Below are 15221 nucleotides of genomic sequence, written 5' to 3'. Positions count from 1 at the left end.
AGGCCAGACGCGGCAGTTGCGGGGAGAGCATGGAAGACGGGAAGTCCACCGGGCCGAAGGCGAAGTGGTGGAGCCGGCCCACGGCGGGAGGCACCACCCGCACCGCGCCGGACGGGCCGACCCCCGTCGAGGACACGGTGCCCACGGCCGATGTGACCGGCGCGACGGGCGTCACGGAAGCGCACACAGCCGACGTGCCCCCTCAGCCGTCGGCACCCGAGCCGGTGTCATCCCCGCCCGCCCCCGAGCCCGTGGCGTCCGTAGCGGCCACGCAGCCCGTGGCGCCCCTGCACGAGCCCGATCAGTACAGCACCCCGCCGTACGGTGGCCCCGGCCCCTGGGCGCCCGCACCACCCGTACAGCGACCGGTCCCGACCCCGGCGCACGGCACCCCCGTACCCCCGCAGTACGCGGGTACGAACGGCGCCGGCATCCCCACCTCACCCGCCCCCGGCTTCACACCCCCGCCCCCGCCTCAGCAGCCGCAGCCGCAGTCGACGCAGTGGCTCCAGTACGACCCCTGGGGTGCGCCCCGGCAGCCGCTGACCAACCCGGGCCCGCCGCTCGGGGCCGACGGCGGCCACAAGAAGAACCGCCGCGGCTCCCTCCTCGTCGGTGCGGTGCTGCTCGCACTGGTGGCGGGCGGCATCGGCGGCGGCATCGGGGCCTACGTCGAGCGCAACGGCGGCCTCACCCAGGTCGAGCTTCCGCAGACCGGGCGCAACAACGGCGGCCGCGCCCCCGACAGCGTCGCGGGCATCGCCGCCAGCGCCCTGCCCAGCGTGGTCACTCTCCATGTCAGCGGTACCACCGAATCCGGCACCGGCACCGGCTTCGTTCTCGACAAATCCGGCCACATCCTCACGAACAACCACGTCGTCGCCCCGGCCGGGCCCTCCGGCGAGATCACTGTGACGTTCAGCGGCGGCGAGACCGCGCGCGCCGAAGTCGTCGGCAAGGACAGCGGCTACGACCTGGCCGTGGTCAAGGTCACCGGCGTCTCCGGCCTCAAGCCGCTGCCGCTGGGCAACTCCGACAATGTGCAGGTCGGCGACCCCGTGGTAGCCATCGGCGCACCCTTCGACCTGTCCAACACCGTGACCTCCGGCATCATCAGCGCCAAGGACCGGCCGATCACCGCGGGCGGCGAGAAGGGCGACGGCAGCGACATCAGTTACGTCGACGCGCTGCAGACCGATGCCCCGATCAACCCGGGCAACTCCGGCGGCCCGCTCGTCGACACCGACGCCCATGTCATAGGCATCAACAGCGCCATTCGTGCCGCCGACAGCGGTTCGAGCACCGAGGGCGGGCAGGCAGGGTCCATCGGTCTCGGCTTCGCCATCCCGATCAACCAGGGCAAGCGGGTCGCCGAGGAACTGATCAACACGGGGAAGGCCACCCACCCGGTGATCGGCGTCACCTTGGACATGAAGTACACGGGGGACGGGGCCAAGGTCGGTGCGAAGGGTGCCGCCGGCAAGCCCGCGGTGACGCCCGACGGGCCCGGCGACAAGGCCGGGATCAAGCCGGGGGACGTCATCACCGAGGTCGACGGCAGGCGGGTGCACAGCGGCGAGGAGCTGATCGTGAAGATCCGCGCCCACCGGCCCGGCGACCGTCTGGACCTCGGTCTGACCCGTGGTGGTAAAGACCTGTCCATCTCTTTGACTCTTGGTTCGGCAACCGGCACGTGACACCGGCGGGACGCTACCGCGCGGACAGTATCGACCGGTACCGTGGGCCGGGTCCGGACCACAACCGACCTGGTCGCGGAGAACACGAGGAGCGACAAGGTGTTCAATGACATAGGCCCACTCGAGCTGGTGACGCTCGTGATTTTGGGCGTGCTGATCTTCGGCCCGGACAAGCTGCCCAAGGTCATCCAGGACGCCTCGCGCTTCATCCGTAAGATCCGTGAGTTCTCGGAGAGCGCCAAGGAGGACATCCGTACGGAGCTCGGCCCGGAGTTCAAGGACTTCGAGTTCGAGGATCTCAACCCCAAGACGTTCGTCCGCAAGCAGCTCATGGACGGCAATGACGATCTGGGGCTGAAGGAGATCCGCGAGAGCTTCGACCTGCGCAAGGATCTGGCCGAGGTCACCGACGCGGTGAACGGCCGGGAGGACGCGGCCGTGGAGTCCGCGGACTCCCGGAGCGGCGTGTCGAGCGGCTCGGCGATCACCGCGGCCAACGGCTCCGCCGGTACTCCGGACCTGCTCAAGAAGCGTGAACAGCCCGCGAAGGACGACCGCCCGCCGTTCGACGCAGACGCCACCTGACAGCAGTCAATCCCGGCTCGTCCGGACGGTATGGCTATTCTCCATCTGTCCGGTTGTGAGGACGCCCGTGGGGGGCGGGCCGCTCCGGACGCAAGGGATCGAGGAGGCGGCCGGGCAGATGGAGACGACCAGTCGGGTGGGCGCGGAAGGTGCGCCGAACACAGCCACCGCAGAGGGGGTATCGGCGGCCCGGCGTACTGTCGACGGTTTTCTGGCAGCTCCGTTTCCCTGGTACGGACTTGACGAGGCCTTCACCGGACCGCGTTGGCGGATGCAGGTGGGCACCGCGGCGGACGGCACTGTGCAGCACGGTTCCATCGGACACGGTGACGAGCCGTCGGTACGGGCCGACTCGGGTATGGAGAAGCAACGATTCGCTGTCGTCGTGACGGTGGCCAGCAGCCCGGTGCGGCGTAGCGCTGACGGTACGGGGGTTCTGGACGCGACCACGGTCTCCTCCGCGGCCTGGCTGGCCGGGTCCGGCCTGCTCGCCTGTACGTGGCCCCCGCAGATGGATCACACACTGCGTGACGACTGGCTGGACCAGCAGACGGAGACTGCGTTCGAACTCGCCGACGATCTGGACGGTCCCGCATGGTCGGCGCTGTCGCTGCCGGTGGACGGTGTCCCGGTGCCGTTCCACTACCGCGAGTCCGAGTTCGGCTGGGTGCTGGCGGGGTCGGCGCCCGGCGGGGTGCACATCGGGGCGTACGGGCGGGGGATGAGCGCGTACGGGCTGGCGTTCTCGGTGGTCGGCGACATCGCGACGTACACGTAGGCGCGGACGGTGGCCGGTCATGGCCGGTTGCCGCTTCGCCCTCGAACGCCGGCCGGGCTCGAAGGTGCCCTCGAACGCCGGCCGGGCCCGGTTGTGCCGGACAGGCCTGGAAATCAGGCCCGTCCGGAGATGCCCTCGTCCCCGCTCAGAACTTGTTGCGCGGGGTGATTCCCAGCGACATGCCCGACAGGCCGCGCTGACGGCCTCCCAGCTTGTCCGCGATGGTGCGGAGTGCCTTGCCGGCCGGGGAGTCGGGGTCGGACAGGACGACCGGCTTGCCCTCGTCGCCCCCCTCGCGCAGCCGTACGTCGATCGGGATGGAGCCGAGCACCGGCACCTCAGCGCCGACCGTCTTCGTCAGGCCCTCGGCGACCTTCCGGCCACCGCCCGTACCGAACACGTCGACCATCTCGTCGCAGTGCGGGCACGGAAGCCCCGACATGTTCTCGACGACACCGACGATCTTCTGGTGGGTCTGCACGGCGATCGAACCGGCCCGTTCGGCCACCTCGGCCGCGGCCTGCTGCGGGGTCGTGACGACCAGGATCTCGGCGTTCGGCACGAGCTGTGCCACCGAGATCGCGATGTCACCCGTGCCCGGCGGCAGGTCGAGCAGCAGGACGTCCAGGTCGCCCCAGTACACATCGGCGAGGAACTGCTGCAGTGCCCGGTGAAGCATCGGTCCGCGCCACACCACCGGGGTGTTGCCCGGGGTGAACATGCCGATGGAGATGACCTTCACGCCATGCGCCGACGGCGGCATGATCATGTTCTCGACCTGGGTCGGCCTGCCGTCCGCGCCGAGCATCCGCGGCACGCTGTGCCCGTAGATGTCCGCGTCCACGACACCGACCTTGAGGCCGTCGGCCGCCATCGCGGCCGCCAGGTTCACCGTGACCGACGACTTGCCGACGCCGCCCTTGCCGGATGCCACCGCGTAGACCCGGGTCAGTGAGCCGGGCTTGGCGAACGGCACCTCGCGCTCCGCCGTACCGCCGCGCAGTGAGGACGTGAGTTCCTTGCGCTGTTCGTCGCTCATCACATCGAGCGTGACGTCGACGCGCGTGACACCTTCGACCTTCGCCACCGCGTCGGTCACGTTCTTGGTGATGGTCTCGCGCATCGGGCAGCCGGACACCGTGAGATACACCGTGACAGCGACCGCACCGTCAGCATCGATCTCGACCGACTTCACCATGCCGAGTTCGGTGATCGGACGGTGGATCTCCGGGTCGTTCACTGTCGCCAGTGCCTCAAGCACCGCGTCTTCCGTAGCCATACCTCGATAGTACGGGTGCGCGCAGCGCTCCTTGAGGGTGGTGGTGGGCGACGGGAGGGCGTTACGGCGCCTGCTGCTACGCGCGAGTAGCCCCGTCAGCGGTCTTCGTCACTCTCGGACGGGAATAGGGCATGCCGGTCGTCCAGGCCCCTCAGGAGGTCTTCCAGTTCGGAGCGGATCCAGTCGCGGGTGGCGACCTCGCCGAGCCCCATCCGCAGTGCCGCGATCTCGCGGGTGAGGTACTCGGTGTCCGCGATGGAGCGCTCGTTCTGCTTGCGGTCCTGCTCGTAGGTGACCCGGTCGCGGTCGGCCTGCCGGTTCTGTGCGAGCAGGATCAGCGGGGCCGCGTACGAGGCCTGGAGCGACAGGATCAGCGTCAGGAAGATGAACGGGTACCCGTCGAACCGCCACTCCACGGGCGCGAAGGCGTTCCACACCACCCAGATGATGATGACCAGTGTCATCCAGGCGATGAAGCGCCAGGTGCCCAGGAACCGGGCGATCCGTTCGGAGAGCCGGCCGAACGACTCGGGGTCGTATTCGGGCAGCAGCCGCCGCCGCGGGGCCTTCGGCTGGTCCAGCCGGGAACGGGGCGGGCGCGCGATGCCCGAGGCACCTGTCGGTGCCCCCTTCGTGCGGTCCTCACCGGCCACGGACGACCCCCTCCGCACCGTGGAAGTCGGTCTCCCGCCAGTCCTCGGGCAGCAGGTGGTCGAGTACGTCGTCGACGGTCACAGCGCCGAGCAGGGATCCGCTCTCGTCCACGACCGGCACCGAGACCAGGTTGTACGCGGCCAGATAGCTCGTCACGGCCGACAAAGGGGTGTCCGGGGTGAGGGGGACGAGATCGCTGTCGACGATCGAGCTGACCAGGGCGTACGGCGGATCCCGCAACAGCCGCTGGAAGTGCACGGTGCCCAGGTACCTGCCGGTCGGAGTCTCGTCCGGCGAGCGGCACACGTACACCTGGGCGGCGAGTGCGGGAGACAGATCCGCCTGCCGGACCCGCGCGAGCGCGTCGGCGACCGTCGCGTCCGGCCGCAGAATGACCGGCTCGGTGGTCATCAGGCCGCCCGCCGTCCGTTCCGCGTACGACATGAGGCGCCGCACATCCGCCGCATCGTCAGGACGCATCAGGGCCAGCAGCCGCTCCTTGTCCTCCTCGGGCAGTTCGGACAGCAGGTCGGCCGCGTCGTCCGGGTCCATGGCCTCCAGGACATCGGCGGCGCGATCCTCCTGGAGCTTGCCGATGATCTCCACCTGGTCGTCCCCGGGCAGCTCCTCCAGGACGTCGGCGAGCCGGTCGTCGTCGAGCGCGGCCGCTACCTCGGCCCGTCGCTTCGGCGACAGATGGTGCAGCGCGTTGGCCACGTCGGTCGGACGCAGCTGCTCGAACGTGGCGACCAGGGACTCGGCGCCCTGCCCGTCCTCCTCCAGCGAGAAGCCACTGACCGCCGACCATTCGACCGTCAGGGTCTCGCCCTTGCGCCGCAGCGCCCCGCCCTTGCCCTTGCGCACGAAGTACTTGTCGATCTCCCAGTCGCGTCGGGCGGGGAGCTGCGACACGGAGACATCGAGGATGGTGACCTCCTCGCCGGTCTCCACGAGGCGGACCCGCCGGTCGAGGAACTCGCCGAGCACCAGGCGTTCGGTGGGCCGCTGTTCGAAGCGCCGCATGTTGACGACACCGGTGGTGATGACCTGACCGGACTCGATCCCCGTCACCCGGGTCATGGGGAGGAAGATCCGGCGGCGGCTGAGCACCTCGACGACCAGGCCGAGCAACCGGGGCGGCCGGCCGCCGACCCGCAGCATCGCGACCAGGTCGCGGAGGCGGCCCACCTGGTCGCCGTGGGGATCGAAGACCGGGACGCCGGCGAGGTGCGAGACGAAGACCCGGGGGGCGCCTGCCGCCATGGTGCGCCTCCTTCTTCCGTGTACGACTTCTCTGTCCGGTCCATTTGGCAGCTAATTAACCGTTATGACGGGATCAGGCTAGCCCGTACCGCTCCGGGCCGCCCCGGTGGATCCGTCCGTACGGCTCTCTGCCGGAAGGTGTGATCGGCACGGGTACGCTGCCGTCTGCCACCCCCGCCACGCAGATGAGAGGCAGTGCGCCTGTGACCTCTTCCGTTCCGCCCGTCCGGGTCCGACGCCGCCGGACCGCCCTCGCTGTTGTGCTCTGCGCGGGGCTGACCGCGGCTCTCACGGCGTGCGGGGGCGAGGATCCGGACAAGGGGACCAACGGCGTCGGCAAGCTGGCCGCCACGGAGATCGAAAAGAAGGCGCAGACCGCAGCGGACTCCGCCGATGCGGTGCGCCTGGCCGGGACGCTGGTCAGCAAGGGCGGCACCTACAAGCTCAATATGCAGCTCAAGGAGAAGGGCGGCATCGGCTCCGTCGTCTCGAAGAACAGCACCTTCGAGCTGCTGCGGATCGGTGACGAGCTCTATCTGAAGGCGGACTCGGGGTTCTGGAGCCATGACGAGAAGTCCGGCGCGGACAGCGACGCGGGCGGGGCGGCTGCGGACAAGCTCCAGGACAAGTATGTGAAGGTGCCCGAGGACGACCCCACGTACAAGCAGCTGCGCGGTTTCACGGACAAGGAGACCCTGCTCGACGGGTTGCTCACCCTGCACGGCACCCTCAACAAGGGCGACCGGGCGAAGGTCGGACCGACCCGGACCGTTCAGATCACGGGAGGCAAGGGCGAGGGCGGAATGCTCGATGTCTCGCTGGAGGGCACGCCGTATCCGCTGCGTTTCGCGCGCGGCGGTGGCGGGGGGATCGTGACGCTGTCGGACTGGGGCAAGGACTTCGCGCTGGAGGCCCCGGCGAAGGGCGACACGGTCGACTACGGGCAGCAGCTGCCCAAGACGTCCTCCTGAGAGCAGGGCGCACGGCTCGCGGTCCAGGAGGTGGCCCTGTCCGGCGGATCAGAGGCTCTGCCCGGTGGATCAGCGGCGGGACAGACCCTGGCGCGGTCAGCCTTTGTGCGCCCGCTTCAGCAGCCGCGGCAGTCCGGCCGGCACCGGCCGGCGCGTGGTCGCGGACGTCGGCAGGGGCGCGGCGGCCAGCGAGCCGTCCGGCAGTTCCGTACGGAATTCGCCGGGCGTCAGCCGCAGCACCCGGCATTCGCGCGCCCACCGCTCCGTCATCTGTTCGGCGTCCGGTGCGTTCAGCCGCTTGCCCTTGAGCTCGGCGACGGCGGCCTCCCACTCCTCGGAGTGTGGCGCGAGCTCCGCCACGGCGGCCGTCCACGCGACCAGCCGTCCGCCCTTGTCCTTGCTGCGCACGGTCACCTCGGCGGCGGACCCGTCGCCGAGACCGGCCGGGAGCGGCTGCTCGCCGGGGCCGTCGCCGACCAGATGCACCGCGCCCTCGTGCCACACGTGCCACAGCGCCCGCGCGGGCCCGGTGCCTCGCACCCAGATGAGGCCCGACTTCTTGGTGGCCTCCTCGACGAGAGCCCGGCCCAGCGGCACGTCAGCGGCAGCAGCAGTCATACCCGAACTCTATTAGAGCCAGCCGTTGCGCTTGAGTGTGCGGTGGATGGAGAAGCAGACCACCCCGATGACGCCCAGCACCATCGGGTAGCCGTACCTCCAGCCCAGCTCGGGCATGTGCTTGAAGTTCATGCCGTAGACGCCGCAGATCATCGTCGGTACGGCGACGATGGCCGCCCAGGACGTGATCTTGCGCATGTCCTCGTTCTGCGCGACGGTCGCCTGCGCCAGGTTGGCCTGGAGGATCGAGTTCAGCAGCTCGTCGAAGCCGATGACCTCCTCGTGCACCCGCGCCAGGTGGTCGGCGACGTCACGGAAGTACTTCTGGATGTCGGGGTCGATCAGCCGCATCGGCCGCTCGCTGAGCAGCTGCATCGGCCGCAGCAGCGGCGACACAGCCCGCTTGAACTCCAGGACCTCACGCTTGAGCTGGTAGATCCGGCCCGCGTCCGAACCGCGCGGGCTGCCCTTCGCGGGGGTGGAGAAGACCTCGATCTCCACCTCGTCGATGTCGTCCTGGACGGCGCCCGCCACCGCGATGTAGCCGTCGACGACATGGTCGGCGATGGAGTGCAGGACCGCGGAGGGCCCCTTGGCGAGCAGCTCGGGGTCGTCCTGCAGCCGGTGCCGCAGTGCGCGCAGCGAGCCGTGGCCGCCGTGCCGGACGGTGATGACGAAGTCCCGGCCGGTGAAGCACATCACCTCGCCGGTCTCGACCACCTCGCTGGTAGCGGTGAGCTCGGTGTGCTCGACGTAGTGGATGGTCTTGAAGACGGTGAAGAGGGTGTCGTCGTACCGCTCCAGCTTCGGCCGCTGGTGGGCGTGGACGGCGTCCTCGACCGCGAGCGGGTGGAGGCCGAACTCGTGGGCGATACCGGCGAATTCCTCCTCGGTCGGCTCGTGCAGGCCGATCCAGGCGAAGCCGCCCTCCTCGCGCACCTGGAGCATCGCCTCGTGCGGCGTGCGGCAGGTGCCGGTCTCCACGCGCCGTCCGTCGCGGTAGACCGCGCAGTCGACGACCGCGCTGGAGGCGGACGGGTCACGGGTGGTGTCGTAACTGTTGTGCAGGGCGTTGCTCTTGCGCAGGGACGGGCGCACGGCAGCGCGCAGGTCGCGGATCATCGACATGGCTGGCTCCTTCACGGAGGGCCGTCGTCGGGCACGTGGAACAGCCCGGAATGGGGACGTGCGCTCACGTCCGCAAAGCGGGCGGCACCGCAGCGGCGCGATGACGGCGTTCGCTACAGACAGGCAAAAAAGGAGTGCTCTTCCGTCGTGCGCAAAGCCGTGGGCCTCGACCGGGAGGCTTCAGATCACCTGGAAAGGCGGAGTGCGGAAGAGCGGTTGGTACTGCACGATCGACTTCGATCCATTGCAGCCCCACCTCCTCCAGCCGGTCCCCCTTGAGGGATGACGTGTCGTCGGGGCTGAGAGCGACGCTTCTGCGTGCTGCCCCGACCAGCGGCCAAGACTATCAGCCGACTGACGGCCAATCCCTTACTTTGCCCGTTCCATACGCGACCTATGCTCGCTGGATGGGAGAAATTCTTGCTCTGGTCGAGGCCCGGCTGCTGACGGCCCTCGGTGAACCGGACGCGCGCGCGGCAGTGACGTTTCTCGGTACGGACCGGATCGAGGTGCTGCGCTTCGCCGACGGCGATGTGGTGCGCTACGCCACACTCGGTATGTCCGCACAGCCGATGGCCGACCCGACCGCGGCCCTCGCGGACCCGGTGAAGGGCCCGCGCGCCGAGCTGATCCTCTCCGTACGTGCCGGACTCGCCGACACCGACAAGCTGCTGCGTCCGCTGGCCGTGCTGGCCGCCACCCCGCAGGTCGAGGGGCTGATCGTGGCGCCCGGCGCCTCGCTGGACCTCGGCGAACCGCTGTGGCCCGGGGCGCCGTTCAGCTCCGTGCTGGTCGCCGAGTCGGGCGGTCTGGTCGAGGACCTCGAACTGGACGAGCCCATGGAGCCGGTACGGTTCCTGCCTCTGCTGCCGATGACGCACAACGAGGCCGCGTGGAAGCGGGTCCGCGGCGCGCAGGAGCTCCAGGAGCGGTGGCTCTCGCACGGCACGGATCTGCGTGATCCGCTGCGTGGCTCCGTGGCGCTGGACTGAACCGCAGGACCTGCCGGCCGGGTCGTGCCGGGCAGGGGGAAGCCCCGCCGCGCAGCCAGGAGGGGGAGCCGCGGGCGGGGCAGAACCGGGTTTCACCGTGGTCAGTTGGCGAAGACCGTGACGCCGTCCTCGGTAGCGTGCTTGGGCTCCAGCTCCTCTGCCTCGTGGGTCAGCGCCGTACGCCGGATCCAGACGACGACCGCACCGACGACGGCTGCGATCGCGGCGACCACGAACGGGATGTGGATGTCGCTCCACTCCTCGATCTTCGGTGCGAGATACGGGGCGGCGGCCGCGGCGAACCAGCGGACGAAGTTGTATCCCGCGCTCGCCACCGGGCGCGGCGCGTCCGACACACCGAGCGCCAACTCCGTGTAGACGGTGTTGTTCATGCCGATGAAGGCGCCGGAGGCGATCGTGCAGACGATGGCGGCGGTGTGGTTGCCGTATCCCAGGATCACGAGGTCGACGGCGAGCAGCACCAGCGAGGCGCCGAGCACCTTCAGCGACCCGAAGCGCTTCTGCAGCCGCGGGGCGACGAGTACCGAGAAGACCGCGAGCAGCAGACCCCAGGCGAAGAAGACCGCGCCCGACTTGTACGGGGTCATGTTCAGCACGAACGGTGTGAACGCCAGGATCGTGAAGAACGCGTAGTTGTAGAAGAACGCCGAGGTCGCGACGGAGGCCAGGCCGCCGTGGCCGAGCGCCTTGATCGGGTCGAGCAGCGAGGTCTTTCCGGCAGGCTTGGGCTGCTCCTTCAGGAACGCCGTGATGCAGATGAAGCCGATCGCCATCAGCGCTGCCGTGCCGAAGAACGGGTAGCGCCAGCTGGCGTCACCGAGCAGGGCGCCGAGCAGCGGTCCGCAGGCCATGCCGAGACCGAGCGCCGACTCGTAGAGCAGGATCGCCGCCGAGCTGCCGCCGGCCGCCGCACCGACGATCACGGCGAGTGCGGTCGATACGAAGAGCGCGTTGCCCAGCCCCCAGCCGGCCCGGAAGCCGACGAGTTCGGCGACGGACGACGAGGTGCCGGAGAGCGCGGCGAAGACGACGACGAGCGCGAGGCCGGTCAGCAGCGTCTTGCGGCCGCCGATCCGGCTGGACACGAAGCCGGTGACGAGCATCGCCACGGCGGTGATCAGGAAGTACGAGGTGAAGAGCAGCGACACCTGGCTCGGCGTCGCCTCCAGGCCCTTGGCGATGGACGGGAGAATCGGGTCCACCAGGCCGATTCCCATGAATGCGACAACAGACGCGCCCGCCGTGGCCCAGACGGCCTTCGGCTGGCGCAGGATGCTGCCCGCTCCCTGATCGAACGGATCCTCTCCCTGCATGGGGCTTCTCGCTCTCCACTAGATCGTTGCGATATACACATAATAAGTTAGAGGGGCTAATGAATGCAAGTTACATCTAATTGTTGCTGGTGAGAACCACGCTGCGGACGGGTGATCATCCTTGACGCGGCGACGGTCCTGGAGGACCGTTGGTCGCTATGAGGGGCGAACCCAGTTGTCCGAAGTGTGGAGGCCGGGTCAGGGCGCCCGGTCTCTTCGCCGACACCTGGCAGTGCGCGGTGCACGGCAGTGTGCAACCGCTGCAGCCGGTCGTCCCGCCCAGTGTCGAGGCGCTGAGTGTGGTGGTGCAGCGCGCTCAAGTCCCGGTGTGGATGCCCTGGCCGCTGCCGGTGGGCTGGCTGTTCACCGGTGTGGCGAGCGCGGGTGACGACCGCAGTGGCGGTCGCGCCACCGTCGTCGCCTGTTCCGGTCCCGGTCCCGTCGGCGGTATCGGCGAGCTGCTGCTCGTCACCGAGGAACTCGGCGTCGGACTCGGGGCGCGCTACGCCGGGATCGACGGCCTCGACCCCGGTCCCTATCTGCACGTCGACGGCCCGCCGGACGTGAAGATGCTCGCCGCCGGCCGCCCCACCCCGCTCTGGAACGTCAAGGGAGCACCTGAGGACCGGGCGGTGTTCGCGGGCGAGGCGCGCGGGCTCTGGCTCTGGGCGATCGTCTGGCCCGAGCAGTCGGGGCTCCTGATGTACGACGAGCTGGTGCTCGCCGATCTGCGCGAGGCCGGGGGCGAGATGGACCTCGTACCGTGCGGGGCGCTCACACCGCGCCTGCTCAACTAGAGCCTGTCCGGCGGACCGGCTCCGGCACCTCGGGTGACCGCAGGGCTTTCGGGACCGGCCGGGCACCGTTCGAATGCCGGTTATCCTTGGATGTCCCCCTGTCCGGCCCGAGCACTGGAGTACGCGTCGTGCGCATCGACCTGCACACCCACTCCAGCGCGTCGGACGGTACGGACACCCCCGCCGAGCTGGTGCTGGGTGCAGCCGCTGCGGGCCTCGATGTCATCGCCCTCACCGACCACGACACCGTGCGCGGCCACGCCGAGGCGATCGCCGCTCTTCCGGAGGGGCTCGCTCTCGTCACCGGCGCCGAGCTCTCCTGCCGGGTCGACGGCGTGAGCCTGCACATGCTGGCGTACCTCTTCGACCCCGACGAGCCCGAGCTGGCACGCGAACGCGAGCTGGTACGGGACGACCGGGTGCCGCGCGCCCGGACCATGGTGGGCAAGCTCCAGGCGCTCGGCGTTCCGATCGAGTGGGAGCAGGTCGCGAGGATCGCCGGGGACGGATCGGTCGGCAGGCCGCACATCGCCACCGCGCTCGTCGAGCTGGGCGTCGTCGACACGGTCTCCGACGCCTTCACGCCCGAATGGCTCGCGAACGGCGGACGCGCGTACGCGCAGAAGCACGAACTCGACCCCTTCGACGCGATCCGGCTGGTCAAGGCCGCCGGTGGCGTCACCGTCTTCGCCCACCCGCTCGCCGTCAAGCGCGGCGAGGTGGTGCCCGAGTCGTCGATTGCGCGGCTCGCCGCCGCAGGCCTCGACGGCATCGAGGTCGACCATATGGACCACGACGAGCCGACCAGGGCCAGGCTGCGCGGGCTCGCCCGGGAGCTGGGGCTGCTGACGACCGGGTCCAGCGACTACCACGGCAGCCGCAAGACCGTCGGACTCGGCGAGTACACCACCGACCCCGAGATCTACGGCGAGATCACCCGGCGCGCCACGGGAGCCTTCCCGGTGCCGGGCGCCGGCGGACCCCACCCCGCGTAACGACGCACGAGTCGTCGCCGGGGCGGGAGCCCCTCGCCGCCCTGCCGGGCGGCCCGACGCGTACCGCCACTCCTCCCCCTACCGCGTTCCACTTCTGCGCACCCGGCCGCCAGGCCGCCTCATGGCTTCGGGGTGCGCTCCTCCAGATCGTTTCTCGCTCTCTTCTCGCAAGGCTCACTGTGTTCGACGTCGCTGTCTTCGGATCCCTTTTTCTCACGCTTTTTGTGATTATGGATCCCCCCGGGATCACCCCGATCTTTCTTGCCCTCACCGCCGGCCGCCCCGCAAAGATGCAGCGCAGGATGGCGCTCCAGGCGGTGGCCGTCGCCTTCGGTGTGATCGCCGTCTTCGGTGTGCTCGGCCAGCAGATTCTCGACTATCTGCATGTCTCCGTACCCGCCCTGATGATCGCGGGCGGGCTGCTCCTGCTGCTGATCGCGCTCGATCTGCTGACCGGCAAGACCGACGAGCCGACGCAGACCAAGGACGTCAATGTGGCGCTCGTACCGCTGGGCATGCCGCTGCTCGCCGGGCCCGGTGCGATCGTGTCGGTGATCCTCGCGGTGCAGCACGCCGACAGTGTGGGAAGTCAGATCTCGGTCTGGTCGGCGATCATCGCCATGCACATCGTGCTCTGGCTGACCATGCGCTACTCGCTGCTCATCATCCGGGTCATCAAGGACGGCGGTGTCGTGCTGGTGACCAGGCTCGCCGGAATGATGCTCTCCGCCATCGCCGTACAGCAGATCATCAACGGGGTCACCCAGGTCATCCAGAACTCCTGACGGCGCTCGCGGACACCACAGCGCCCCCGTACGGACCTTCCGTACGGGGGCGCTTCGTCTTTGAGCGTCGTCATGCGTTACGAAGCCGAGCTTTCGGCCGGGCGGATATAGATGCGCTGGCCCATGGCTGCGGCCTGCTGCACGATCCGGTTGACGGAGGCGGCGTCCACGACGGTGCTGTCCACGGCGGTACCGTCGACATCGTCGAGTCGCATGATCTCGAAGCGCATAAGGCTTCCCTTCGTCTGATCCTCCTGCTGGAGAACTACTGGGAGGACGGGTGACCCGTCCGCAAGGATGAGAGCGCCCGACACCTATGTCTTGCGCTCCACGAGGTGTACAACGGCTTGCCTCCTGCAAACATTCCCTACGCTAAGGAAATTTTTTGGATGTCTAAGTACCAGCAGGTCGCCGAGCGCGATCCGGCGACAAGGCCCACGACGAGGCCCGAATGAACGAGGCAGAGATCCGCGAGCGACTGGACCGCACCAACGAACTGCTCCAGCGTGTGCTCGCCGAGGTGTCGAAGACCCCCTCGACCCATGCGATCTTCGTGGACGCGGGCTATGTGTACGCCGCGGCCGGGCTGCTCGTCACCGGCACCGAGGACCGCCGCTCCTTCGACCTCGACGCGGAAGGGCTGATCGAGGCCTTCATCGACAAGGCCCGCACGATCTTCGCGGACAGCAGGCTGCTGCGCGTGTACTGGTACGACGGAGCCAGGCGACGCATCCACACCGTCGAGCAGCAGTCCATCGCCGAACTCCCCGACGTCAAGGTCAGACTCGGCAACCTCAACGCCAACAACCAGCAGAAGGGCGTCGACTCACTCATCCGCACCGACCTCGAATCGCTCGCCCGGCACCGCGCCATCAGCGACGCGGCACTGGTCGGCGGCGACGAGGACCTGGTGTCGGCGGTCGAGGCGGCGCAGGGGTACGGAGCCCGGGTGCACTTGTGGGGCATCGAGGCGGGGGAGGGGCGCAACCAGGCCGAACCGCTGCTCTGGGAGGTCGACAGCCAGCGCACCTTCGACCTGGACTTCTGTCGCCCGTACGTCACCAGACGCCCCGTCACCACCTATGAGGACGACACCCCCGCGCCCTCGCGCGAAGACGTCCGCTTCGTCGGTGCGCAGATCGCCGCTGCGTGGCTGGCCGCCCGGGGCCGCGAGTCCCTCGCGGATCTGCTGCCCGGACATCCGTACCTGCCGGGCTCCGTCGACCAGGACCTGCTGGTCGAGGCCGAACGGCTGCTGCAGCACTCGCTGCGTGGCCACGCACATCTGCGGCGGGCGCTGCGCGACGGTTTCTGGCAGCACCTGCAGGCGCAGTACTGAGTCCTG

16 protein-coding genes are annotated in these 15221 nt (G+C 69.2%); 9 read left to right on the top strand and 7 right to left on the bottom strand.

The window, feature by feature from the left end; genetic code table 11:
- The first annotated feature begins 29 nt into the window (after positions 1-29).
- The 3 genes from GA0115254_RS24910 to GA0115254_RS24900 all read left to right on the top strand — a co-directional run bounded on the left by GA0115254_RS24910 (position 30) and on the right by GA0115254_RS24900 (position 3060).
- A complete protein-coding gene (locus GA0115254_RS24910) occupies positions 30-1697 on the top strand; it encodes a S1C family serine protease (protein ID WP_093897509.1) in 1668 nt (555 codons plus the stop codon).
- Between the two features lie 99 nt (positions 1698-1796).
- The gene (locus GA0115254_RS24905) at positions 1797-2282 is read left to right on the top strand and encodes a sec-independent translocase (RefSeq protein WP_093897536.1); all 486 of its coding nucleotides are present in this window, start codon (positions 1797-1799) and stop codon (positions 2280-2282) included.
- Between the two features lie 118 nt (positions 2283-2400).
- Positions 2401-3060 carry a hypothetical protein gene (locus GA0115254_RS24900; RefSeq protein ID WP_093897508.1) on the top strand — a complete coding sequence of 220 codons (660 nt, stop codon included), beginning with the start codon at positions 2401-2403 and terminating at the stop codon, positions 3058-3060.
- 145 nt (positions 3061-3205) lie between these two features.
- Here the strand turns inward: GA0115254_RS24900 and GA0115254_RS24895 are convergent, their stop codons facing one another.
- The 3 genes from GA0115254_RS24895 to GA0115254_RS24885 form a co-directional block, all read right to left on the bottom strand.
- On the bottom strand, positions 3206-4339 hold the full coding sequence (locus GA0115254_RS24895) for an Mrp/NBP35 family ATP-binding protein (protein ID WP_093897507.1): 1134 nt from the start codon (positions 4337-4339) through the stop codon (positions 3206-3208).
- 95 nt (positions 4340-4434) lie between these two features.
- Positions 4435-4992: a DUF1003 domain-containing protein gene (locus GA0115254_RS24890; protein ID WP_093897506.1), complete on the bottom strand. Its 558-nt coding sequence runs from the start codon at positions 4990-4992 to the stop codon at positions 4435-4437.
- Positions 4982-6256 carry a magnesium transporter MgtE N-terminal domain-containing protein gene (locus GA0115254_RS24885; protein WP_093897505.1) on the bottom strand — a complete coding sequence of 425 codons (1275 nt, stop codon included), beginning with the start codon at positions 6254-6256 and terminating at the stop codon, positions 4982-4984. The genes GA0115254_RS24890 and GA0115254_RS24885 overlap by 11 nt, the downstream gene beginning before the upstream one ends.
- 203 nt (positions 6257-6459) lie before the next feature.
- Here GA0115254_RS24885 and GA0115254_RS24880 point away from each other — a divergent pair, with 203 nt between their 5' ends.
- A complete protein-coding gene (locus tag GA0115254_RS24880; protein WP_093897504.1) occupies positions 6460-7227 on the top strand; it encodes a hypothetical protein in 768 nt (255 codons plus the stop codon).
- Between the two features lie 96 nt (positions 7228-7323).
- On the opposite strand, the gene GA0115254_RS24875 is transcribed toward GA0115254_RS24880, so the two are convergent.
- Positions 7324-7845 carry a hypothetical protein gene (locus tag GA0115254_RS24875; RefSeq protein WP_093897503.1) on the bottom strand — a complete coding sequence of 174 codons (522 nt, stop codon included), beginning with the start codon at positions 7843-7845 and terminating at the stop codon, positions 7324-7326.
- Between the two features lie 12 nt (positions 7846-7857).
- Positions 7858-8973 carry a magnesium and cobalt transport protein CorA gene (locus GA0115254_RS24870; protein WP_093897502.1) on the bottom strand — a complete coding sequence of 372 codons (1116 nt, stop codon included), beginning with the start codon at positions 8971-8973 and terminating at the stop codon, positions 7858-7860.
- A gap of 407 nt (positions 8974-9380) precedes the next feature.
- On the opposite strand from GA0115254_RS24870, the gene GA0115254_RS24860 reads away from it, so the two are divergent.
- Entirely contained in the window at positions 9381-9965 is a 585-nt protein-coding gene (locus GA0115254_RS24860) for a suppressor of fused domain protein (protein WP_093897501.1), read from the top strand.
- Between the two features lie 101 nt (positions 9966-10066).
- Here GA0115254_RS24860 and GA0115254_RS24855 read toward each other — a convergent pair whose 3' ends face one another.
- Positions 10067-11299 (bottom strand): MFS transporter, encoded by a 1233-nt coding sequence (locus GA0115254_RS24855; RefSeq protein WP_093897500.1) that lies wholly within the window; start codon positions 11297-11299, stop codon positions 10067-10069.
- Positions 11300-11457: 158 nt separating this feature from the next.
- Here GA0115254_RS24855 and GA0115254_RS24850 point away from each other — a divergent pair, with 158 nt between their 5' ends.
- The 3 genes from GA0115254_RS24850 (at position 11458) to GA0115254_RS24840 (ending at position 13876) form a co-directional block, all read left to right on the top strand.
- Positions 11458-12096 carry a DUF6758 family protein gene (locus GA0115254_RS24850; RefSeq protein ID WP_093897499.1) on the top strand — a complete coding sequence of 213 codons (639 nt, stop codon included), beginning with the start codon at positions 11458-11460 and terminating at the stop codon, positions 12094-12096.
- Positions 12097-12224: 128 nt separating this feature from the next.
- Complete coding sequence (locus GA0115254_RS24845) at positions 12225-13091, top strand: PHP domain-containing protein (RefSeq protein WP_093897498.1); 867 nt, start codon at positions 12225-12227, stop codon at positions 13089-13091.
- Between the two features lie 179 nt (positions 13092-13270).
- Positions 13271-13876 (top strand): MarC family protein, encoded by a 606-nt coding sequence (locus tag GA0115254_RS24840; RefSeq protein ID WP_093897497.1) that lies wholly within the window; start codon positions 13271-13273, stop codon positions 13874-13876.
- Between the two features lie 77 nt (positions 13877-13953).
- On the opposite strand, the gene GA0115254_RS44680 is transcribed toward GA0115254_RS24840, so the two are convergent.
- A complete protein-coding gene (locus GA0115254_RS44680; RefSeq protein ID WP_015611185.1) occupies positions 13954-14106 on the bottom strand; it encodes a hypothetical protein in 153 nt (50 codons plus the stop codon).
- 221 nt (positions 14107-14327) lie between these two features.
- On the opposite strand from GA0115254_RS44680, the gene GA0115254_RS24830 reads away from it, so the two are divergent.
- Positions 14328-15215, top strand: a complete 888-nt coding sequence (locus tag GA0115254_RS24830; RefSeq protein WP_093897496.1) for an NYN domain-containing protein — start codon at positions 14328-14330, stop codon at positions 15213-15215.
- Positions 15216-15221: the final 6 nt, after the last annotated feature.

Origin of the sequence: Streptomyces sp. Ncost-T10-10d (genome assembly GCF_900091955.1) — a bacterium.
Taxonomy (GTDB): Bacteria; Actinomycetota; Actinomycetes; order Streptomycetales; family Streptomycetaceae; genus Streptomyces.
This window is presented reverse-complemented; position numbering and strand designations above follow the sequence as displayed.

Excerpts from the sequence above, each read along its gene's own strand:
- GA0115254_RS24910 (WP_093897509.1), top strand. The coding sequence starts at position 30 with ATGGAAGACGGGAAGTCCACCGGGCCGAAGGCGAAGTGGTGGAGCCGG.
- GA0115254_RS24900 (WP_093897508.1), top strand. The coding sequence starts at position 2,401 with ATGGAGACGACCAGTCGGGTGGGCGCGGAAGGTGCGCCGAACACAGCC.
- GA0115254_RS24895 (WP_093897507.1), bottom strand. The coding sequence starts at position 4,339 with ATGGCTACGGAAGACGCGGTGCTTGAGGCACTGGCGACAGTGAACGAC.
- GA0115254_RS24885 (WP_093897505.1), bottom strand. The coding sequence starts at position 6,256 with ATGGCGGCAGGCGCCCCCCGGGTCTTCGTCTCGCACCTCGCCGGCGTC.
- GA0115254_RS24875 (WP_093897503.1), bottom strand. The coding sequence starts at position 7,845 with ATGACTGCTGCTGCCGCTGACGTGCCGCTGGGCCGGGCTCTCGTCGAG.
- GA0115254_RS24870 (WP_093897502.1), bottom strand. The coding sequence starts at position 8,973 with ATGTCGATGATCCGCGACCTGCGCGCTGCCGTGCGCCCGTCCCTGCGC.
- GA0115254_RS24860 (WP_093897501.1), top strand. The coding sequence starts at position 9,381 with ATGGGAGAAATTCTTGCTCTGGTCGAGGCCCGGCTGCTGACGGCCCTC.
- GA0115254_RS24855 (WP_093897500.1), bottom strand. The coding sequence starts at position 11,299 with ATGCAGGGAGAGGATCCGTTCGATCAGGGAGCGGGCAGCATCCTGCGC.
- GA0115254_RS24850 (WP_093897499.1), top strand. The coding sequence starts at position 11,458 with ATGAGGGGCGAACCCAGTTGTCCGAAGTGTGGAGGCCGGGTCAGGGCG.
- GA0115254_RS44680 (WP_015611185.1), bottom strand. The coding sequence starts at position 14,106 with ATGCGCTTCGAGATCATGCGACTCGACGATGTCGACGGTACCGCCGTG.
- GA0115254_RS24830 (WP_093897496.1), top strand. The coding sequence starts at position 14,328 with ATGAACGAGGCAGAGATCCGCGAGCGACTGGACCGCACCAACGAACTG.